Annotated in this window: 20 protein-coding genes and 1 tRNA gene; 11 read left to right on the top strand and 10 right to left on the bottom strand. The window is 56.0% G+C overall.

Annotated features, from left to right (window positions below):
• From SH421x_RS01360 to SH421x_RS01335, 6 genes are read left to right on the top strand one after another with little or no spacing between them, the layout of a single operon-like run.
• A complete protein-coding gene (locus SH421x_RS01360) occupies positions 1 to 828 on the top strand; it encodes a hypothetical protein (protein WP_488853507.1) in 828 nt (275 codons plus the stop codon).
• Positions 815 to 1,549, top strand: a complete 735-nt coding sequence (locus tag SH421x_RS01355) for a c-type cytochrome (RefSeq protein ID WP_488853506.1) — start codon at positions 815 to 817, stop codon at positions 1,547 to 1,549. The genes SH421x_RS01360 and SH421x_RS01355 overlap by 14 nt, the downstream gene beginning before the upstream one ends.
• An 18-nt stretch (positions 1,550 to 1,567) precedes the next feature.
• A complete protein-coding gene (locus SH421x_RS01350; RefSeq protein ID WP_488853505.1) occupies positions 1,568 to 2,086 on the top strand; it encodes a QcrA and Rieske domain-containing protein in 519 nt (172 codons plus the stop codon).
• Positions 2,087 to 2,098: 12 nt separating this feature from the next.
• Positions 2,099 to 3,583, top strand: a complete 1,485-nt coding sequence (locus SH421x_RS01345; protein WP_488853504.1) for a cytochrome b N-terminal domain-containing protein — start codon at positions 2,099 to 2,101, stop codon at positions 3,581 to 3,583.
• Positions 3,580 to 5,865 (top strand): cytochrome c oxidase assembly protein, encoded by a 2,286-nt coding sequence (locus SH421x_RS01340; protein ID WP_488853503.1) that lies wholly within the window; start codon positions 3,580 to 3,582, stop codon positions 5,863 to 5,865. The genes SH421x_RS01345 and SH421x_RS01340 overlap by 4 nt, the downstream gene beginning before the upstream one ends.
• On the top strand, positions 5,849 to 6,352 hold the full coding sequence (locus tag SH421x_RS01335) for a hypothetical protein (RefSeq protein ID WP_488853502.1): 504 nt from the start codon (positions 5,849 to 5,851) through the stop codon (positions 6,350 to 6,352). Before SH421x_RS01340 ends, SH421x_RS01335 begins: the two co-directional genes overlap by 17 nt.
• A gap of 52 nt (positions 6,353 to 6,404) precedes the next feature.
• Here SH421x_RS01335 and SH421x_RS01330 read toward each other — a convergent pair whose 3' ends face one another.
• Positions 6,405 to 6,560, bottom strand: a complete 156-nt coding sequence (locus SH421x_RS01330) for a hypothetical protein (RefSeq protein ID WP_488853501.1) — start codon at positions 6,558 to 6,560, stop codon at positions 6,405 to 6,407.
• A 110-nt stretch (positions 6,561 to 6,670) separates the two neighbouring features.
• On the opposite strand from SH421x_RS01330, the gene SH421x_RS01325 reads away from it, so the two are divergent.
• The gene (locus tag SH421x_RS01325; protein ID WP_488853500.1) at positions 6,671 to 7,021 is read left to right on the top strand and encodes a VOC family protein; all 351 of its coding nucleotides are present in this window, start codon (positions 6,671 to 6,673) and stop codon (positions 7,019 to 7,021) included.
• A gap of 88 nt (positions 7,022 to 7,109) precedes the next feature.
• Here SH421x_RS01325 and SH421x_RS01320 read toward each other — a convergent pair whose 3' ends face one another.
• The 5 genes from SH421x_RS01320 to SH421x_RS01300 form a co-directional block, all read right to left on the bottom strand.
• Positions 7,110 to 7,829, bottom strand: coding sequence for a hypothetical protein (locus SH421x_RS01320; protein WP_488853499.1), 720 nt, complete (start codon positions 7,827 to 7,829; stop codon positions 7,110 to 7,112).
• 240 nt (positions 7,830 to 8,069) lie between these two features.
• Complete coding sequence (locus SH421x_RS01315) at positions 8,070 to 8,363, bottom strand: DUF5076 domain-containing protein (RefSeq protein WP_488853498.1); 294 nt, start codon at positions 8,361 to 8,363, stop codon at positions 8,070 to 8,072.
• Positions 8,364 to 8,409: 46 nt separating this feature from the next.
• Complete coding sequence (locus SH421x_RS01310) at positions 8,410 to 8,727, bottom strand: hypothetical protein (RefSeq protein WP_488853497.1); 318 nt, start codon at positions 8,725 to 8,727, stop codon at positions 8,410 to 8,412.
• A 77-nt stretch (positions 8,728 to 8,804) separates the two neighbouring features.
• On the bottom strand, positions 8,805 to 9,098 hold the full coding sequence (locus SH421x_RS01305; protein WP_488853496.1) for an ankyrin repeat domain-containing protein: 294 nt from the start codon (positions 9,096 to 9,098) through the stop codon (positions 8,805 to 8,807).
• A gap of 1,628 nt (positions 9,099 to 10,726) precedes the next feature.
• A tRNA-Val gene (locus SH421x_RS01300) sits at positions 10,727 to 10,800 on the bottom strand.
• Positions 10,801 to 11,143: 343 nt separating this feature from the next.
• Between SH421x_RS01300 and SH421x_RS01295 the strand changes: the two genes are divergently transcribed.
• Positions 11,144 to 11,503, top strand: a complete 360-nt coding sequence (locus SH421x_RS01295) for a co-chaperone GroES (RefSeq protein ID WP_488853495.1) — start codon at positions 11,144 to 11,146, stop codon at positions 11,501 to 11,503.
• Between the two features lie 72 nt (positions 11,504 to 11,575).
• Here the strand turns inward: SH421x_RS01295 and SH421x_RS01290 are convergent, their stop codons facing one another.
• Positions 11,576 to 11,977 carry a DUF2721 domain-containing protein gene (locus tag SH421x_RS01290; protein WP_488853494.1) on the bottom strand — a complete coding sequence of 134 codons (402 nt, stop codon included), beginning with the start codon at positions 11,975 to 11,977 and terminating at the stop codon, positions 11,576 to 11,578.
• A gap of 51 nt (positions 11,978 to 12,028) precedes the next feature.
• Positions 12,029 to 13,342: a DNA ligase gene (locus SH421x_RS01285; protein ID WP_488853493.1), complete on the bottom strand. Its 1,314-nt coding sequence runs from the start codon at positions 13,340 to 13,342 to the stop codon at positions 12,029 to 12,031.
• A 196-nt stretch (positions 13,343 to 13,538) separates the two neighbouring features.
• Between SH421x_RS01285 and SH421x_RS01280 the strand changes: the two genes are divergently transcribed.
• Positions 13,539 to 14,588: a glycoside hydrolase family 99-like domain-containing protein gene (locus SH421x_RS01280; RefSeq protein ID WP_488853492.1), complete on the top strand. Its 1,050-nt coding sequence runs from the start codon at positions 13,539 to 13,541 to the stop codon at positions 14,586 to 14,588.
• A 116-nt stretch (positions 14,589 to 14,704) separates the two neighbouring features.
• Complete coding sequence (locus tag SH421x_RS01275) at positions 14,705 to 15,658, top strand: hypothetical protein (RefSeq protein ID WP_488853491.1); 954 nt, start codon at positions 14,705 to 14,707, stop codon at positions 15,656 to 15,658.
• 101 nt (positions 15,659 to 15,759) lie between these two features.
• Here the strand turns inward: SH421x_RS01275 and SH421x_RS01270 are convergent, their stop codons facing one another.
• Together SH421x_RS01270 and glnA are read right to left on the bottom strand one after the other, a co-directional pair.
• Positions 15,760 to 17,775, bottom strand: coding sequence for a methyl-accepting chemotaxis protein (locus tag SH421x_RS01270; RefSeq protein WP_488853490.1), 2,016 nt, complete (start codon positions 17,773 to 17,775; stop codon positions 15,760 to 15,762).
• A gap of 276 nt (positions 17,776 to 18,051) precedes the next feature.
• Positions 18,052 to 19,461: a type I glutamate--ammonia ligase gene (gene glnA, locus SH421x_RS01265; protein WP_488853489.1), complete on the bottom strand. Its 1,410-nt coding sequence runs from the start codon at positions 19,459 to 19,461 to the stop codon at positions 18,052 to 18,054.
• A 611-nt stretch (positions 19,462 to 20,072) separates the two neighbouring features.
• On the opposite strand from glnA, the gene SH421x_RS01260 reads away from it, so the two are divergent.
• Positions 20,073 to 20,681 (top strand): hypothetical protein, encoded by a 609-nt coding sequence (locus SH421x_RS01260; protein WP_488853488.1) that lies wholly within the window; start codon positions 20,073 to 20,075, stop codon positions 20,679 to 20,681.
• The last annotated feature ends 127 nt before the right edge of the window (positions 20,682 to 20,808 follow it).

The raw sequence follows: 20,808 nt of genomic DNA, 5'->3' as shown, positions 1-20,808 counted from the left end.
ATGTCTGACTTGCCTGCCAATCCTGAATCACCGCCGCCGATCGAAGCGATTGCGATGCCGCGCCCGACTGCCTGGCCGATGGTGCTGGCGGCCGGAGTTGGTCTGATGGCGCTGGGGATTCCAACCAACTTCATCTTCTCGCTCGTAGGGCTGGGAATCGTCTTCACCGCGTTGTTCGGCTGGTTCGGACAGCTGCTGACCGAAGAAGCCGAAGTCGAAGAACCGTTGGTCGCGCCCCAGTTGCGAGCCAAACCAATTCTGCCGTCGCACAAACGAGTCCTCTCACCGACACCCGGACAGCGTCTTGAGCTGCCCGAAAAAGTTCACCCCTACTCGGCCGGCGTCAAAGGGGGCTTGGCCGGCGGCGCAGTCATGGCGATTGTCGCATCGATCTACGGCTTGGTCAGCGGACGCGGCTTGTGGTATCCAATCAACTTGCTGGCGGCGATGATCTTGCCCCACTTTGCTGATGACACGGCATTGGAGCTCAGCCAGTTTAATCTGACCGCGTTGTTGGTGGGCGTGGTGCTGCACTTGATTACCTCACTAATGGTCGGGCTCTTCTTTGGCGTCCTGTTGCCGACGATGCCTAGCTCCCCGGTCTTCTGGGGCGGAATTGTCGGTCCGCTGCTATGGTCCGCCGGTATTTACAGCTTCATGGGCGTCCTCAACCCGGTCATGAGCGAGTACGTCAGCTGGCCTTGGTTTATCGCATCGCAGTTTGCGTTTGGAATCGTGATGGGAATGGTCGTGGTGCGGTCCGAAAAGATCGCGGTCCAAAAGCTAACGCCGACCGGCGAACAGGAGTCGCACGATGCCCACGACTAACGCCCTCTCGCTGATCGCCGTGCTGCTTGCAGCATTATCGATCGGCTGTGGCAAGCCCGACCCGGCCGATCGCTTTGTGCGACCAGCGGACATCACCGACTTCAGCGTGCTGTTTCAGCAAAACTGCTCAGGCTGTCACGGCGCTACCGGTAGTCTGGGCCCTGCTCCGCCGCTGGCCGATCCCTTATTTCAAGCGATCGTCAGCGATGATCAGTTGCACCAAACAATCGCTGACGGTCGCCCTGGGACGCTGATGCCGGCGTTCGGCAAACAGCAAGGAGGCGCGCTCACCGCAGATCAGGTGCAGATCATGGTCACCGGCATTCGCAAAGCCTGGGGCGACCATTCGACGCCGACCGGCGCGCTGCCGCCGTATCAAGTATCAGCCGACGATCCGGCCGGCCTTGCTGAAGCCAATGTCGACAGCGGTAAAGAATTATTTGAAACCTCCTGCGCCAAATGCCATGGAGACGCCGGCGTAGGAGATGGCGCTGGCCCTCTGAACGAACCGGCGCTGGCCCGCCTGATGAGCGACATCGTCTTGCGGCGTTTAATCATCACCGGGCGCCCAGACCTAAAAATGCCTGATTTCGCAACGCTCGGCAAACAGTCGCACACCGGCGCGCCGTTCACTTCGCAACAGATCTCAGACATCGCCGCCTACGTCCGCTCGCTGCAACAACCGACCAAGCTCGCCGCTCAACCGGCCAACCAACCATAAACAACCGCTCGATTGATTATGACGCATTCATCATCCCACACCGATTCGCCCGACGCAGAACGCCGTGGTCTGCTGCAATGGAGCGCCATCGCTTTGGGCGCTTTGGCGACCGCCGCCGCAGGCGTACCCATCGTTGGTTTTTTGCTGGGCCCGCTGCGCAAGCGCGAAGACCAATGGACGACCGCCGGGCAAGTTGATGAGTTTCCGATTGGTCAAACTCGTCTGGTTGATCTAGAGAATCCGCTGCATAGTCTGGGAGATGGCGACGCCGGCAAAATTGCTATCTATGTGCGCCGCGCAGATGAAGAGAAGTTTCAGATCTTCGCGGTCAACTGCACCCATCTTGGCTGTCCCGTCAATTGGCTGGCCGACGCCGGGCTGTTTATGTGCCCCTGTCACGGCGGGGTTTATTACGAAGATGGAGCGCACGCGTCGGGTCCGCCGCCGCGGGGACTGTTTCAGTATGAACATCGCCTAGAAAAAGGCGCCCTGCTGGTCAAGCTGGGCCACTTGCCGACGCTTCAACAACCGGGTTAACGCAGCATCCGTATGAACACAATCAAGCAAGTCTGGGACTGGCTCGAACATCGGCTTGAGCTGCGCGATACGCTCTGGGTCGTGATGCGTCACCCTGTGCCGGCCGCGCTGGCCAAACCGGTCGGCTGGTGGTACGTCTTTGGCAGCATGACGCTTACGTTGCTGATGCTGCAGATCGTCACCGGCGTCTGCTTGGCGATGGTCTACCAACCGACGGCGGCCGACGCTTACGCTAGTCTCGAATATCTGAACTATGAAGCGCCGTTCGGCTGGTTGCTGCGCGCGATCCACTACTGGTCGGCTTCTGGCATGGTCGTGATGCTGATGGTCCACATGGCGCAAGTCTTTTTGATGGGCGCCTTCAAGTATCCGCGTGAACTGACTTGGCTGGTCGGCGTTGGCCTGTTGGCGATGACCCTCGGCTTGGCGTTTACTGGTCAAGTGCTGCGTTACGACGGCGACTCGTACTGGGGCGTCAGCGTAGCAGTCTCCGCGGCGGGGCGCGTTCCGATCGCCGGCCCGTCGATCGTCCATTTGATCCTCGGCGGCGAATATATCGGCAGCGAAACCCTCAGCCGCTTCTTTACGCTGCACGTTTTCATCTTGCCGGGCATCTTGATCGGCTTGCTGGTCGTCCACTTGTACCTGGTGGTGAAGCGCGGCATCTCTGAACCCCCAGTCGCCGGTGAACCGGTCAACAAAGCAACCTATCCGGCTCAATACGAAAAGCTGCTCGAGAAAGGGATTCCCTTCTTCCCGCACGCACTTTACCGTGACGGCATCGCCTGCGCGATGGCGGTCCTGGTGGTGGTAGCGCTCTCGATAACATTTGGTCCCAAAGGGCCCGGCGAGATCCCTGATCCCACGTTAATTCATGCCGAGCCCCGCCCTGACTGGCCCTTCTTGCCGGTCTTTGCGTTGGCCGCGCTATCGCCGCCGGCGATGGAAACCTTTCTGATGCTCGGGCTTCCCGTGATCGGCTTTTTAGCGCTAGCGGCGGTGCCGTTTGTCGCCGGCAGCGGCGAGCGCAGCGCGCGTCGTCGGCCCGTCGCGGTGCTGGTAGTGCTGGTCAGTTTTGTGACATTCATGATTTTGGGTTGGTATGGAGCGACCTCTCCCTGGTCGCCCGATATGGAAGCTTGGAGCAACACGCCGGTTCCAGACAGAATCGTCCAGCAGCTATCGCCGCTCGAGCTGCAAGGCGCAATCGTCTTTCAAAACAAATGCTGTCGCAACTGTCACGCACTGGATGGCGCCGGCGGTCATCGCGGTCCCGATCTCACCAACGTCGGCATCCAAATGAATCCCGATGCGATGGTTCGCCAGGTCGTACAAGGGGGCGGCAACATGCCGGCCTACGCTCAACAGATGAACAGCGCCGAGGTCACCGCACTGGTCGCATTTCTGGTTAGGTTGCGTCCCGAAGGAATGCCGCCTGCCGCGGTTCCCTCCAACGCGGCCCAACCGCTGGCCGCCGCTCCCCCTGCAGCGCCGTGAACGCCGATTTCTACAGGGCGATCAGCAGCTCATGGCAATTTTCGCCTAGCATTCTGCTCGCACTATTGGTCAGCGGCTGGATCTACTTTCGCGGTTGGCGCAACTTGCGGCGGCGCGGATCAAGCCGCTTCCCTAGTTGGCGTTTGACCTCGTTCTTTGCGGCGCTGCTGACCATCTTTGTCGCGCTGCAATCACCGCTTGACGCACTGGCCCCCTTCTCGCTGCAAATCCACATGGTGCAACATCTGCTACTGATGATTGTTGCGCCGCCGTTGGTTTGGCTCTCGGCGCCAGAGCTCCCGCTGTTGATCGGTTTGCCCAAGTGGTTGCGTGACGAATGGATTCGCCCTTTCGCGCGCTGGCGGCCGCTGCGAACGGCGCTCGCCTGGCTCTTTCGGCCGCAAGTCACTTGGCTCGTATTTACGGCGACGCTTTGGATTTGGCATGCCCCCGGCTGCTATCAACTGGCGCTGGAAAGCAATTTTTGGCACCGCATCGAGCATGCAATGTTCCTCGCCGCTTCGCTGTTGTTTTGGCATCCCGTGATGCAACCCTATCCGCTGCGTACTACCTATTCGCGCTGGCTGTTGGTTCCTTATCTGTTTCTCGCAGGCGTGCAAGGAACCATTCTCTCCGGCATCCTGACCTTCTCGCCGCGCGTGTTGTATCCGCACTACGCCGCCGCGCCCAACTTGTGGAACATGACGCCACTCGACGATCAGTCCTTGGCCGGCGCCGTGATGTGGATCCCTACTTCGCTCGCCTACGTGATCGCGCTCTTTTGGATCGTGGCCGAGCAAATGTCGAGCGGCAAAGCAGCCGTGCGACGTCGCAAAACACACTCGCCCACTGCGGCTCCTCCTCGTTCGCCGCGACCGCTGGGCCCGCGTCCGTCGCTGTGGGCGCCGCTGCTGCAGCGCCGCGATGTTCGCATGACGCTACGCTGGGTGATGTTCGCACTCGCGGGCCTCATCATCCTAGACGGACTCACCGGTCCGCAAATCTCGGCCCTAAATCTAGCCGGCGTCGCTCCCTGGATTCATTGGCGTGCGATCCTGGTCATCTCGCTGGTCGTCGGCGGCAATTTCTTTTGCGCCATCTGTCCGTTCACGGCGATGCGCGGACTAGCGAAGCGATTCAACCTGCGGTACAGCTTTCCGAAATCGCTGCAAAACAAATGGCCTGCTGTCGCGGTCTTGGCAATCTTCTTTTGGGCGTACGAAGCCTTCTTGCTGTGGGACCGCCCGGCTTGGACGGCGCTGATTGTGATCGGCTTTTTTGCGATAGCGTTGTTGTTTGATCTGCTCTTCGCCCAGGCGCCGTTTTGCAAGTATGTTTGCCCGATCGGACAGTTCAATTTTGTGCAGTCGTTGGTTTCTCCCAGCGAAGTCGCCGCGCGGTCGACCGACATTTGCGCTAGCTGCCGCACCCGCGATTGCTTGGCCGGCAATCAACAAACGCCAGGCTGCCAACTCTCGCTGTTCGTCCCCAAAAAACAGGGGAACATGGACTGCACGTTTTGTCTCGACTGCGCCGATGCTTGCCCCCATCAAAACATCACGCTGGTGCAGCTGCGTCCCGGAGTCGATCTGGTCAGTGACGCAACGCGCTCTGGGGTCGGAAAGTATTCGCAGCGTGCCGATCTAGCGGCGCTGATTGTGGTGCTGCTGTTTGCGGCGTTATTGAACGCGGCCTGGATGACGGCGCCGCTGGTGAGTTTAGAAGAAACGGTGACGGCGGCGATTGGCTGGGGACGGTTGCCGATCGTGACCGGCGGAATGTTGATCGGTTTGTTCGCGGCGCCTTTCTTGATCATGCAGCTGCTAGGGAAAGCAAGTTTGGCGCCCACCGAGACGACAAAAGATTGGCGTGCCCCGGTGCTGCGTTTCGCACCGGCGCTGATTCCGCTCGGCTTGGGAATGTGGCTGGCCCACTACTCGTTTCACTTTTTCACCAGCGCCGATGCGTTGATTTGGGCCGCGCAGCGCATGGCCAACGATCATCTGGCGACCAACTTTCTCATCGGCGGCGGAGTCTGTAGTTGTTGCACCGCCAGCTCAATCGCTTGGCTGTTGCCGTTGGAGCTGTTGTTTCTCGACGTCGGCCTTTGCATGTCGCTGTGGGCCGCGTATCGGATCGCCCAACGTGAAACCCCCAACCAGCAAGCCGACATTCGCACGCTGACGCCATGGGCGATCTTTCTGGTGATCTTCTTTGTCGCCTGCATTTGGGTGCTGCTGCAACCGATGGAAATGCGAGGCGCCTATGTCGCCGGTCTCTAAAACCTGGTTATCGCTCACGCTTTGCCTTGCCACGAGCACCTGTGCATTGGCTGACGGCGGCAAAGTTCAACTTCGTCGCACCGTGGGTCCGTATCAGGTCACGATCTTCACCGCTCCCACACCGCTAACAGCAGGCCCGGTCGATCTGAGTGTGATGCTGCAAAACGCGGACGGAAAAATCATCCACAACGTCCCGATTTCCTTCCAGCTCACCAGCGAGTCCGGCACAATCGTTGGGCAAGACGCAACCCAGTCCGCCGCCACCAACAAACTGCTGCAATCGGCCAAGCTGGTCCTGCCCGAGAGCGGCGTGTGGCAAGTTCGCACCACGCTGCTCGGCCAAGATTCAGCCGCGCTCGATTTTGAAATCACCGCGTTAGATGCCAGCAGTGATTGGACAACCGCAGGCTGGATGCTGCTGTTGCCGGTTGCTTTTGTGGCGCTGTTCTTGCTGCGGGAGAGATTGATTCGATCGAGCAAGAACTGATCCAGACGAGTTCATTCAGGCCGGCCAATGCTGCTCCACCAGCGGGTGGAACCTAGCGACGGATCAAACTCTCCGCTTCCTCGGCCGGAACGGTCATGACTTGACCTGAAGTGATGTCCACTAGCCTATTGAAAATTTCCTCATTCCACACTGCTAGTGACTTAACACAGGCGATAATCTCATCGGCCGATTGTAGGTGGTTAGACATGATGTTCCTCTCTCTGAGAGAATATCTCCCCTTTATCACGGATATCGGCGAAAAGTAAAAACGATTGGCCGTGTAATATTTATTCGCCACAAAACAGAGAGCCACTATTCATGCAAGTCCAACGCATCGTCGCCAACATCCAAACCGCCAATCCCGCGTTGGCGAAAATGTTCTATCAAGACATTCTCGGTCTCGACCTACTGATGGACTTTGGCTGGATCGCAACCTATGGATCACAACAATCGATGTCGGTGCAGATCAGTTTTGCAGCGCAAGGTGGCAACAATACGGCGGCGCCTGACCTGTCGATCGAAGTAGATGATGTCGACGCAGCGGCGGCCGCGATGCAAGCGGCCGGATTCGCACTCGAGTATGGACCGGTCGATGAACCCTGGGGCGTGCGGCGTTTTTATGTCCGCGATCCGTTTGGAAAACTGGTGAACATCTTGGCCCATGCGTAGTGATTCAAAGGAATCGTAGACACCCGTCTGCCGAAACGAATATATCCATCCGCTCGCGAACCCGGCACTCCCGCAGTGGAACCGCTGTTCACGCCAGACAAAGCATGTGAAAGCCGAGCGATCCAACTGCCGAAACGTGAAGGACGAGCAGCAAGTAGGCGATCGTACGCTTGGGACCAAGTCGAATTATCAAAATCCCAAGCACGAGCTCTAGTGCGGTTAAAAGAAACGCCAGCCAGGTTGCATCTCGCATATTTTGGCTGAACAACTGGCCAATCAATGCCGCCGGAACGAAGGCCGGCATGCCGGCAACCATCATGGCGAAAGTTGGCAGGATCCGATCCAGTTCGTGGTAGCCGACGACCCAGGCGTACGGAAAAATCATGCAGGCCAATAGTGCCGCCGACGCCAGACGATGCTGCGGGCTCCGCACGCTAAACGCAATCAAGGAGACATAAGCGCCGGCACAAAGGATCCCGCTGATGACCAGCGGAAACTTGGTAAGCAGCGCCGTCGCAATCGCAATGGCGGCCGTGATCGCCAGCAACATGCGCAGCGAGAAACGCAGCTTGGGCGGCGAGGCGTCGATCGACGATTGAGTCGTGATCGGCAGCCACGGCAGAACCAGGCAAAAACCCGCCGAGGCAATCGCTGACCACATCGGCGCCTGCCAAAGCAGCGGCGAAGGGCGACTTTGGTCAGAGTCTGTCCACGTATAGAAGCTCGGTATGAACCAGCCCACGAGCAAACTCACCGCGATGAACAGCGGGAAGATCGGGATTCGCGGCGCTAGTTTAGAAATGTCCATACTTATCCAACAGCCAGCTTCGGCTGATCAACCACCACGCTTATTTTTACAGGTCGTTTTCGGGACGCAGCCGCCATCACCACGGCTTTGCGTGGCCATGATGGAGGCGGGCAATTCAACCAGCGTCCTCAATTCTCGAAATCGTCATCATTTCTGCATCCCAACTCTTTACAGTGGTCGTGATCAAACTTGGTCTGCATTCCCATTCATCGCCAGCCAAGGCCGTGGCGCCCGTTGCACTTACTTCCCCTCTGCTGAAGCCTGAATATTTTTAGTCACTGCATCTGCAATCATGAATGCCGCTTGGTGCTTAGAAATTCCTTGGGCAACGGATGTTGTATCCGCAATATTACAGATAAGTCCAGCAACGATCTCGGCCCAAATATCAGCGCGAAAATCGAGTGGTGTCTGATCACGAGTGAGAATCTTGACTTTGTTGTCTAAGGACCAAACTGAAATCAACTCGAGTGAAATTGGCGATTCCACAACGTCCGCAGGAAGCTGGAGACGTCGATCGTTTACGGTATTACTCATTCGGATACCTTTTAATTTGCCTCTGGTCCGAGCCGTCCTCTGCCAGTTATTCTAACTCATTCAACTGCGATGGACGGACGAAGAATCGCGTCTCGCCCGTAGTCGCTTCCACTCCCCAAGGCTGTTCCGTGTCGATGAGAACTACTTCGCGCTGCTCAGCACCGATCCGCCGCTCTACGATTTGACAAGCAATCAGGCCAGGCCGGGGGTAGTCAGTTTCGGCGGAGAGCAGCTCGGACGAAACAACGGGGACTTTCTCTACGAAGGACCACTCCAGTCCATTCGCGTCGGTCAACCAGCACTCGACCCAACCAGGCTGGTCTGTGCCCACAAACCGCCGCACCTCTACGCTGACGCCGATCATGCTGCTTGGTTCTCCATAAATCCTGAAATGCCGGGGGCCATTCGCCGCCGCCCCCTCTTCTCCAAGTGCACAAGCGGTTAGTTGCGGCAACCATGCTCTCGCAAAACTCGCACCACCTCCAATCTGCCTGCGGTAATCGCATATTGCAACGGAGTTGTTCCTGTCTCCAGATCGGGGCGCTCTGGGTCAGCACCAAATGCGATCAATAAGCGTATTAAATCGCAGTCATTTTTTTCCGCGGCCGTCTGGACTAAAGAAGCTCCGCCAAAAATGTCTCCAGCACCATTCGGGTCAACGCCAAGTTCAAGCAGGCGGCGAACATCCTCGACAGTCCCTTCTCGAATGGCGTCATAGATGTCATCAAATCTCATGTCGATACGATTGACCTGCCCAAATGCCTAAAAGCTCTTTCGAAACCGAGGTAAACCAATCAGCCCGCACGCAACGTGCATGAAGTCCCGATAAATCTACGAATGATGCTGATGTCTGACGACTCGCCGACGGAAGTTGCCAGAGGAAATCAATCAAAGAGGACGCGGGACATAGTTTTCATGCTTGATGCTTTCGAAGACGGCAGCAGGGCGAGCCCCATCCTCCAAGTCTGTTCGCTTCCAGCCGTGAATGGGGCTGCTCCACTACTTTATCTTCTTGCTGAGCGGCGTGCATGAAAGCTGGACAACGGCGATTTCAATGTCGCACGAATAGGCATGATTTTGGAGAGTTTTGCGCGATTGCTTGATTGCCGGCCGCATTCATTGCCACGCAAGGCCGTGGCCATGGCGCCTAGTTCCCTAACTTTCCCAGGATCGCTACATCCTCTCGCGTTTCCTCCGTGCCTCCATGGTGAATCCTCTAATTTTGAATCTCACCACGCAGCCGCGGCTGTTTGCAGCATCGTCCGTGCCGCATCGTCGCTTTGGTTGGGGTCCGCTGGCGAAGGCCGCACCTTGACAAAGTCTCAGTGTTTTGTTATTATGTATTCACATGTTTTAGTGCGCCGAGCGACCTGCTGATTTCAGTTTGGCGGTACCTTGTCGTTGAAGACCGGCAACTTCGAGAGAGGTTGGCGGGTTTGTTTGCTGCGCGGGATGGGGAATTGGTGGCTTGGCAATTCAGCGCGAAAAAAAAACGCGCCAGTCCGGTCCACTCTGGCCGCGCAAAAAAAACAGGCGATCCAGTCCGGTCGGTCAGAGCGATCTCGAATGCAGAGTGATCCACTAGCGGTGACGGCACCATTGGAAGTGGAGACCATATTCCCCCGCTTGCGCATTTTGAAGTTGCGATATTGGAGGACAAACAATGAATGGAACACGGATACCACGGATAAATCACGGCGTTTCACGGTCAGAAATCGTCGTTTGTGCAGCAAGCTGGCATTTTCAAATTGACTTGGTTTCTAATCAAATTTGATGTGATGGGAAATTCCTCTTGCCGTGTAATTCCGTGATTCATCCGTGTCCTCCGCGTTCTATTTCTTACGAACCTGCTGAAGAGCGCAACTTCAAAACGGGTGCATTCGGGCAACGAAGATTGGAGCTTAGAAAAAAACGCGCCAGTCCGGTCCACTCTGGGGGCTCAAAAAAAACACGCGGTCCAGTCCGGTCGATCAGAGCGATGCAGAAGACTGAAACATCAAGCCCCGCAAGAAGTTAAGAGATTCGACATTCGGATTTCGGCTTTCCGACGAAGAGCGTGACCTTATAACTGGCGCTTCGGGTTATGAGGAGCAATTGTCCGTTCCGAAAAAAAAAGAAGCGGTTCAGTCCGGTCTGGTAGTTCGGAAAAAAAATGACGCAGTCCGGTCCGGAAGCTACCCACTCTTCCTGGATAGGCCGGATTTCCTCGAAAGCACGCCTCAGGCGACCATTTTTCCGCTGTCCGCTTTCTTTATTTATTTTTATGTCGAGCGACGAAGAGCCAGAGCCTTGAACTGGCGCTGGCAAGAAACGAAAAAAGTCTTGTGTCGTAATGATTTACGACACAAGACTTTCAACCAAAGTGGGCGGTACAGGGCTCGAACCTGTGACCTCTACGATGTCAACGTAACGCTCTAGCCAACTGAGCTAACCGCCCGATTCCCAAAGGAGAGTAGATACCTAACGGGACCAGGCTCTGCTTTGGAAGTTTCCAAGTTTAGGACTTTGCTTGTGGCCTCGTCAAGGGCCCGGCAAGCGTGATTTTTTGCTTTTTGGTTCGCAACCCAATGGGATAAGTCGTTTTATCGTCAATAGATGCGATATCGGCCCGCCTGCCCGCATGATCGCAGATTGGGAGCTGATTTTCTCCTTTTTCAGACGCCTTGCCGCGGGCGAAGGTTCGAATTTGCGGCAACTTACGCGAGGCCGTTGTCTTGTTGCAAAATCGGAAAAGAATTACCGTAGATCGTTTGGCGACTTTGATCCTCTGAAATGTGACTATGGCCGCAAAAACCCGCAGCAAAGTAATCGAATACGTCGAACCGATCGGCGCCCGAGTCCTCGTGCGCAAAGATGAGCCGAAACGAGAGACAAAGGGGGGGATCGCTCTGCCGGATCAGGCCGAAATCCCGACGATTACCGGCCGCATCGTCGCGATCTCGACTCAGATTGAGAACAACTCCGATTTCCCGCTGCGACAGTACGACAAGATCCTGTTCCATCCCAAGGATGCGATTCCGGTCGATTTTGAAGCCGACAATCAGCTCTTTGTGATCCCGATCGAAGATGTGGTCGCCGTCTTTCGCCGCGATTCGGTCGACAAGAAGAAGAGCAAAGCCGCCGAAGACGACGAAGATTAAGCGGCCCGCTGCAGTTGCGCCGGTTGGCAATTTATGAAGCATCGAACAGGGATGCCGTGTTCTATCTTCTCTCTATGGATTGCTCGGATCGCGATTTTCCAAGTTGCGCAGTTGCAAGTTGAGCGCGTCGACCGAGATTTGGATCTCATAGATCGAGATCGCCAGCGAGAGGACCATCAGCAATAGGCTCACCCCAAACATTAGCTTGGCGATCAGCAACTGATCAAAGAACAAGACCAGCATGCAGATCGTGCAAAGCAGCAAACTAAGCGTGCCGCAGGCCTGCATGTTGCGAATCAAGATTACCCGCAGCCGCAGGTTGCTGATCTGAGCGACGATCAACTGATCGGGGTTGGCCTGATAGCGATCGTGCAAATTACGAATCAACGAGGCCAACGCCAAAAAGCGATTGGTATAGGCCAATAGCAACAACGAGATCGCGGGGAACAAAACGGCCGGCGCGGTGAGATCCATCGAGACTGACTTTGCAATGAGTGAACAGCGGCAGCAGGGCGCAACGTGCGACTACTGCTCTTCATACCCTTTCGCTGTCTTATCCGCGACCAGTTTAGCAGCATGCTTGTGTGCGGCGGACGCGTCGGCGAACTCTTTGACGTTGGTCGTGCCGGCGGCGCCGATGCGACCATAGCGGACAGTCACTTTCACGCCGGCGCCTGTCAACGCGGCGGTTTCAATTTCCCAAAACTTACTCGATTTGCCGTCGACCAATTCAAAGTATCGTTTTTCATGGGTAGCGGAGCTAGGCGCCGGAGGAGCAGCCGACTTGGTTGCGGCAGCGGCCTTTTTGGGCGGGTCAATTTTCACAGCGCCAGATTGATTCTCGCTAAAGCGTACGAAAGAGGGAAACCGCGGAACGCCGCCATCCGAAAGCTCTTGATAGCGATAAGTAATGACGCTGCCGAGCTCTGGCGGAGCGCCGCGCTGCGCGTCAGAGAACCCGGTGCCGACCGAGAACTCGGTCCCATCCGGCATTTGCACGGTGAGCGCGCCGAGTCGACCTTTGTGCTTCCCTTTGCCCGGCTGATGCGCGATGACGACGGCTTCGGCGTCGTGAAAGGTTTTGACTTTGAGCAATGAACAGGAGCGACCGATTTCGTACTTGGAGCCTGGCTCGCGGAGCATGAGCCCTTCGCCGCCCAGCGCATTGATGCGGACCAGTTCGGCCTGCAGATGCGCGGCGCCGGTACAGCGCTGGTGCGCATGCACGCTAGCGAACTCAAACTTCTCGGGGCGAAGCATTTTATGCAAAAACTGTAACCGCTGTTCAAACGGAGCATCGATCGCCGGCGCGTCGAACGCCAAAAATCGGACCTCGCGCCAATGCTCGCTTTTGTCTTGTCGACGGACGACGCTGATGGTTCGTTGAAACTTGCCGCGGTCGATCCAAAGCTCACCATCCAGCGGCGCGTCTGGAAAACCCGCGACAAACCAATCGGGTGCATGATACTCATTGCCCTGCCGGGAGAGAAACTTTTGGCCATCCCAATAAGCGCGAACGCCATCCAGCTTTTCGCTCATCCACCAATCCGACAGATCGGCCGAGTTGTCCCAAGACTGCGCCAACAGCAGCGGTGGGCCCTCTTTGGCGCTCGGCGATTTGATCGGCTTGGCCGGCAATGCGCCGCCGATCCGCGCCAGCTCGGCAGCGTCGCCGCGCAGCTTGCGCAGATGCTTGCAAGTGCGCGTTTCGATCGCGACCGACTGGTTTCGCCACGCGGGACATGTACATGAGTAGACTCCGCCCACGTTCTTCAAAACGTACGGTTTGGCGCCGGAGCCTTTCATTTCTACCGACTGGCCATCTTCCAGATCCGACATGCAGACTTCCCCTGGTTGGCAACTTATTGGACAGGATAGAAGGAATGAGTTGCTTGCTATTGTAGCGCACGCGGCAGCTGCTCGCCATCATTTGCGAGCGACGTTAGTCTCGATATTTCTCGTAACTTTTCACCTTGATCGGCTATTACCTTAGCAGCACGCCCTCTGCTCTACTCGCCCCCTTTTGGTTCGCCTTATGAAACGTTTCACCACCTCTCTGCTGTTGCTCTTGATCTGCTGGGGAAGCTTTCCCGTAACGCTGTCGGCCGCCGAACCTGCAAGAGATCTGGTGCTGGCCTACTACTATCCGTGGTACCAACAGGGAGATTGGACGCGGCATGGTTACTTTGGAGAGCCGACGCTCGGCAACTATGGAACCGACGATGCAAAAATCGCGGCCCAACATATCGACTGGGCGAAAGCGGCGGGGCTCGACGGATTCGTTGTCTCTTGGGGTGGTCCGCAGGATATGACCGACCAGCATTTTCGCTCCGGTTATCTTCAGGCCGAGAATGCCAACCAGCTGAAGCATGCGTTCATCTACGAGTCGCTAGGACGACTGGATGCGGCGGATGGTAATACCGATGAACGCATCGACTTCTCGCAGCGGCGCGTCGTGCAGAAATTTCAAGAGGATTTGGCTTATTTGAACAAGCAGTTCTGCGGCGACGATCGCTATTTGAAAATCGATGGGCGCCCCGTCATCGTCTTGTATGTAACCCGCACGTTTCGCAACTTCAATGCAAAGCTACTAGCGCAAATTCAAACCGCCGTCGGACAGCAGTTTTATTTCATCGCCGATGAGGCGTTTATCTTGGGCGCTCAAAAAGATCCGGCGACTGCCGAGAATGGACTGCGCGATGGTCAGCCGCTGTTCGATGCTTACACCGCTTACAACATGTTTGAAAGCGACCTGGTGAAAGATAGAGAGCCAGCGATTGACTACATGCGCCGCGAAGCACTGCCGGTCTTCGCGACTTGGGCGCAGGAGACCATCTTTTGCCCCACGTTGATGCCCAAGTATCACGACTTCCGCGGCAAACGCACATTGACAGGCACACCGCAAGATTACCAAGCGATGATCCAGCTGATGCGTGACCTGCCGAAGAAACCGGTGGGAAACGGCATCGGCTCGATCTACCTAATCACAAGCTGGAACGAATGGTGGGAAGGAACAACGATCGAACCCGATACAACCGACGGCAAGGCGTTTTTGCAAGCGAATCGGGAAGCGTTTGGCCGGTAGCTCCGATCTATCATTAAAATTTGCATCGCAGCAGACAAAGCTCTAGGATAAAGGGGCGCCGCTCACCCCAAGCAGCGTTTCTCTTCCTTGCTCCTTTCGCATCAGGAGACCCCGACATGCTCGTCTCATTTGCGCTGCTATGTAGTTGCATTTCTGCGGCGCCTGACGTTCAACAGATTTCCAGCGCCAACCAAAGCCAAATTGCATCGTATCGCAATCTTCGCTTTGACCTAGAAGTTGACGCCACGTTTTACCCAGGTCCAATTGCCGAGTTCGACAATCAGGGCAACGTCAACGGCCAACACCCTGCGACCGATCCACCACAGGTGATCGACAGTCGCGAGGTCTTCGAGATCCTAGAGCCCAAGCAGGCCGGCGAGATCCCTTGGCGCCGCTGGCGACGCTATGTTCAGCAGCCAGAACTGTTGGTCAAATTTCACGCAGCCAAAGGGGCCCAGAGCGCCAACTATGCGTATGCGCCGCCTATCAATGGGCGCCAGCAATATGGGACAGGAAGTCTCTTGCCGCATGCAGACTGGACGCAACTCAGCGAGAACATCTTTGACCGTTTTGTCAGTACAAACCTGATCGGAGTCGCAGAGTACCAAGATCCCGACTGGAAACTAAGTCCGCAGATTCCTTGGAAATGGAGCGATCCTCTCCCGACTCAATATTTAGGCCGAGACGCCTATTTGCTGGTCGCGACCAATCAAAATCAAGTCAGTATTGTCACGATAGAGATCACGGTTCTAGCCCCGCCGCAAGCATTGGTCGTCAAACGGGTCGCGCGCCAGGCCGGGATGAAAGAACCGGTCGAAACCTGGGAAGTAACCGAGATCGGCGAACATGGCGATTTGATCTATCCGGCACAAGGAGAAATGCATCAGGCAAAGCTAAATTTTCAACCCCGCATCGACTATCAGTTTGTCGTAACAAAGGTTGAAAATCTAAAGCCGGCGGATGCTCGCAAGGATTGGTTCCTGTTCTGGCCTGCCGGCACCCATGTCTCGGACCGGATCAACAATGTCAACACAACCATTCCGCTGCCTGTCGCGGCGAATCGTCTTTAAGGAAATGCTTCCCAACTAGCTTTCCAAGATACGACTCCATAAAAAAAGGGGCGTCGACTTGCATCGACGCCCTCTTTGCCGCTTGTCTGATTTGCGTTGCGTTAGGTGGTGAACTCGACGACGAGCGATTCCAATCCGGTCGCCAGGTTCTTCAGCGAAGAGCTTGAACTGTCAGTTTGCTGGGCGGCTGCCGATGTTTCTGCAATCACCGAATCAACGCTGGTCAATCCACGCGAGATTTCGCCGCTCGCTGCTGCCGACTCAGTGATGCCAATCGTCAGCGCCGTCACCGCACTAACTGTCTCTTGCACCGAGGAAGAGATCTGCCGTGTCGCGGTACTTTGCTCCTCGACAGCGGCCGCGATCGTACGAGCTGCGGAACTGACCGAGCCGATGGCGCCGGTGATTTCGGTAATCGAAGTGACCGATTCCGCAGCCGCCGCTTGGATCGCTTCGACCTGACGGCGGATCTCTTCGGTCGCGGTGGCCGTTTGCTGGGCGAGCAATTTCACTTCGGTCGCGACCACGGCAAAACCTTTGCCCGACTCGCCGGCTCGAGCTGCTTCGATTGTTGCGTTTAACGCGAGCAGATTTGTTTGCTCGGCGATGTCACGGATGACGACCACCACCTTGCCGATGCCGTCCGCTTCGCGGCTAAGTTGGGCGATCTTCTCGTTACTACGACCCACGATGCGCGATACTCCATCGGTCGTCGCGGCGGTTTGCTCGGCGTTGGATGCGATCTCACGCACCGAGTCAGCCATGTCGCCGATGTTGCCGGCGACCCCGTTGATGTTGGTGCTGATGCTTTTGCAAGTCGCGTCTAATTGTGCCAAGCTGGCGCTCATTTCCTCAGCAGCGGCTGCCATGGTGGATGTAGAGGTCCTAGCATTTCGCACTCCGCTCGACAGCATGTTAGCAGTCGCGGTCAACTCGCTCGCCGAGTGGTTGAGCGTTGTCGAATTTGTACGGACGTTGCCGACCAACGCTTGTAAGCGCGTAGCGAACACATTAAACCAGTTTGCGACTTCGCCAAACTCATCACTGGACCCAGGCAAACGCTTGCGGAGATCAGAATCCCCTTCTGCGATGTCTCGCATCCCGCCTACCAGCCTGGCGAAGCGACTGCGTAGCGTACGCAAAATCCAGACCGATCCGCCGCAGCAAATGCCAATCGTTAGCAGCGCGGCCGTTAAGGTTCGCCACGCGACAAAGCTGGAGCTTGCTCGTAATTGCTCGGACGCTTGCAGGATGTCGGCGGAGGTCGCCTCTTCAATCGATTTATAGAGATCAATCTGAGCGGTCTTCGCAGCAAACCATTGCGGTGCGGCCACGGCAAATTGGCCTGCTTCGGCGTTCTTTAGCGCAATCTCACGGAAACTATTGACTGCTTGCGAAACGTCTGCATCTTGTGCATTGGCCAAAGAGGTAACCAGCGCAGTCGAAGCGCTCACTCTAAAGTCATTGAGGTAAGCCGCTTGGATCGTAATCAGTTCGACCAGACGGACAAATTCGTCACGATTCATCGCATCACTGCCAAATGCTTTCGCCAGCACGGCACGCTCGATGCCTGCCTGCTCTTTCGCCATCAGCAAGTGAAGATAGGAATTCAATCGGCGCTGCAGCGGACCGTTAGCGACCCCAAAGACGTTGGAGGCAACGGCATCCATCAGCAATTTGTTGGCCTCGGTGTAGTAGGCGATTGCTTGGGGCGCTGGAATGTTTTGCGAGGTGATCTTCTGTCGATAATCCCGCAGTTGATTCAATTTCGTGATCGCAGCTTTGCTACGTTCGACAACCTGGGGATCAAGATCCGCGCTCACAGCGTGGAGCGTCTCTTGCAATTCGATCAAACTTCGATCGGTCTCTTTCTGCTGAATCGGCAACTCGTCTGCGAATTGAGCGCCGGCGCTGCCGAGATAGCCTGCCGACATGCCGCGTTCGCGTTGCGTCTGGTGCAACAGGTTACCGATTGCAATCGATACCTCGGCCATGCGTCGTACATCGGCGGCATCGGCAGATATTACCACGCTGCTGCGATACGCTTGCCAGGCGAATGCGACAACGCCGAGCATTAACAGCGAAAGGATCGCTAACAACTTCGTTTGAATCTTCATCGGGGCTAGGTCCTGAAATCACGGAAGTGGGAGAGTGTGACAACAAAGAGATATACCTCCGGAAACAATGAGCAAGAAAAATCCAGGCAGAATCGAAATAACTCAAAGCTGGCTAATCGGTGATCACCTCTCGTAACTTTGATCCGACTTAGCGCCGATCATAACGCCTATGCCGATTGCGACAGGACAATTTGCCGCAATCGGATTACGGAAGAGCGCAAAAAAAACGCCGACCCAATTGGCCGGCGTTTTCGTTACATTCTTCCGCATTCCGTATTAAATGTCGTAGTACATGCAAAACTCATACGGATGCGGACGTAACCGGATCGCGTCTGATTCGTACTTCAGTTTGTAGTGAATCCACGTGTCGATCACATCTTGCGTGAACACGTCTCCCTTCAGCAGGAAGTCGTGATCCTCTTGCAGCGCGACTAGTGCGTCTTCGAGACTGCCCGGCGTCTTGGGGACGGCGGCCATTTCCTCAGGCGGCAAATCGTAGATATCTTTGTCGAGCGGTTCGCCGGGATCGATCTTGTTTTGAATCCCGTCGATCGCGGCCATCGTCAACGCGGCGAACGCCAGATACGGATTGCAACTTGGATCGGGACAGCGGAACTCGATTCGTTTGGCCTTGGGACTGGGGCTGTACATCGGAATTCGGCACGATGCCGAGCGATTCCGCTGCGAGTAAGCCAGGTTGACCGGCGCTTCGTAGCCCGGCACCAATCGCTTGTAGCTGTTGGTTGTGGGGTTGGTGAACGCCAACAAAGCGGGAGCATGCTTCAAGATGCCGCCGATCATGTAGAGAGCTGTTTCGCTGAGCCCGGCGTAACCGCTGCCGGCCATCAACGTGTCTTCTTTCCAGAAGGATAAGTGCGTATGCATGCCGCTGCCGTTATCGCCAAACATCGGTTTGGGCATGAAGGTCGCCGTTTTGCCATACTTCTTGGCGACGTTCTTAACGATGTACTTGTAGATCAACATCTGGTCCGCCATTTTGACCATCTCTTGAAACTTCAAGTCAATCTCGCACTGGCCGCCGGTGGCGACTTCGTGATGCTGACACTCAACGTCGAGCCCGCACTCGATCATTGTCTGCATCATCTCGTTGCGAATGTCCATCATCTGATCGGACGGCGGCACCGGAAAGTAACCTTCCTTGTGACGCAGCTTGTAGCCCAGGTTCGGACCTTCGTCGCGGCCGCGGTTCCACTCTCCTTCGCAACTGTCAAGGAAGTAAAAACCTTGGTGTGCGTTCTGGTCAAACCGCACGTCGTCAAAGACAAAGAACTCGGCCTCGGGACCAAAATAAGCTTTATCGGCGATGCCGGTCGAGCGGAGATAGTTAACCGCTTTCCGGGCAACATTGCGCGGGTCGCGCGAGTAATCTTCGCGAGTGATCGGATCTTGGATGTTACAGATCAAAACCAAAGTCGGCAGCGTGCAGAACGGATCGAGGAACGCGGTATCGGCCTGGGGAACGATCAGCATGTCGCTTTCGTTGATCGCTTGCCAACCGCGAATGCTAGAGCCGTCAAAGCCAAGCCCATCTTCAAAAATATCTTCGACCAGCTTGCCGACCGGAATGGTGGTGTGCTGCCAAAGGCCGGGGAAATCCATAAAGCGGAAGTCGACCGCTTTGACATCTTTTTCACGACACAGTGCTAGTACTTCTTTGGGTGTCACTCAAATTCCCCTTTGCCTGAAAAAGAAACACGTTCCGCGCGACGCAGGCCTGGGGCTGCATGACAGGCTCGCAAGTGCGGCAACTCTTAGAATCAACGTACTTTGTACCACTTGGCGAAGCGGCGGTCAGCTAGCCGAGTCGCCAAATTGTGGCTCCTTGGAACAGAAATCCCTATAGTGGCGACTGCGGCCCGCTCGGCAGCGAACTGTTATTCCCCCAATCGGAAATTAACCGATGCCTATGCGACGTCGGCCACTTTTCATCACTGCGGCGATTCTCCTTCTGTTCGTGCTGCCGGTTCTTTGGTTTTCGGCGGTCGACTGGTGCTGGTACATTGATCGCTGCGAAGATTGTCACAAAACGATGTCAGTCACTCAAATGCGTGTGTTTGGTCACCCAATATCTGAGCAATCAGATGAGCCTGGAAAACGGTTCGATCGCCGTGACGACATCGCTGCAAATGACTGCGTCCATTCTCGCAAGAGTCGCTGGCTGAAAGTACGCCTAATCGGCTTATTGTTTTGTGCACCGTGTCACAATGGAATTGTTAACTTGGGCACGACTGAGACTCCACCGGACGAATGCCTCGCGTTTATGGTGGATTAGTTTGATGGACAATAGCGTCGCTCTGTTTCGCGTCCGGTGGGCGATTAGGATCGTTGTCTTCATCTCGCTACTGGGCGTACTGCTGGCATTATTCTTCGGGTTGCAAAACGCTCGGCGGCAGGCGATCATCTCCACCAACATCGGCCGACTTAATCAGCTTCAACTGACAATTGAGATCACGAACGATTCCAGCGGCTGCCCCTTTACCACGACGACGGCAGGAGAAACCTGGAAGATGATTGTTACCCGGGAAGGATTCGCCGACTCGCAGCCGATCTCGTCCGTTTTCATGTCGCTACCGACGGAAAGAGAACCCAGGTCCGATATCATCGCGATTCGATTGCCAGGCGTGTCGCAGCAAGATTGCCTGGCGGAATTCGAAATCATCTGTGTCGAGCGGTCCGAAATGTTCGTCACGGAATCAGCGTCAGCGCTGCTAACAGCCGACCAGTTTTGCCTTCAAGCCGAGGCGCTTCTTCGTCAGCATCCGGACGCCGCCCGGTCGTACGTCATCGTGTTGCAGCTGGAACATCCGCCCGAAGTTCAAACGCTTCACGACTATATCGCCCGGCTGCGATCGACGCAGACGACCGAATCGAAAGAAGCCTCCTAGCCTCTCCCGCAATCACTAGCGATGAGAAAAAATCGCCCTCCTTCAGGTAGCTTTTCTGTCGACTCCACCCAACTTGAACGCTATACTGCAAAAACAGTAGCAATTCCCTCCCCTACCTCTGCCAGAG

Source organism: Blastopirellula sp. SH421 (assembly GCF_057808535.1).
The sequence above is the reverse complement of the archived record's forward strand: the minus strand, read 5'-3'. Positions and strand labels throughout refer to the sequence as shown.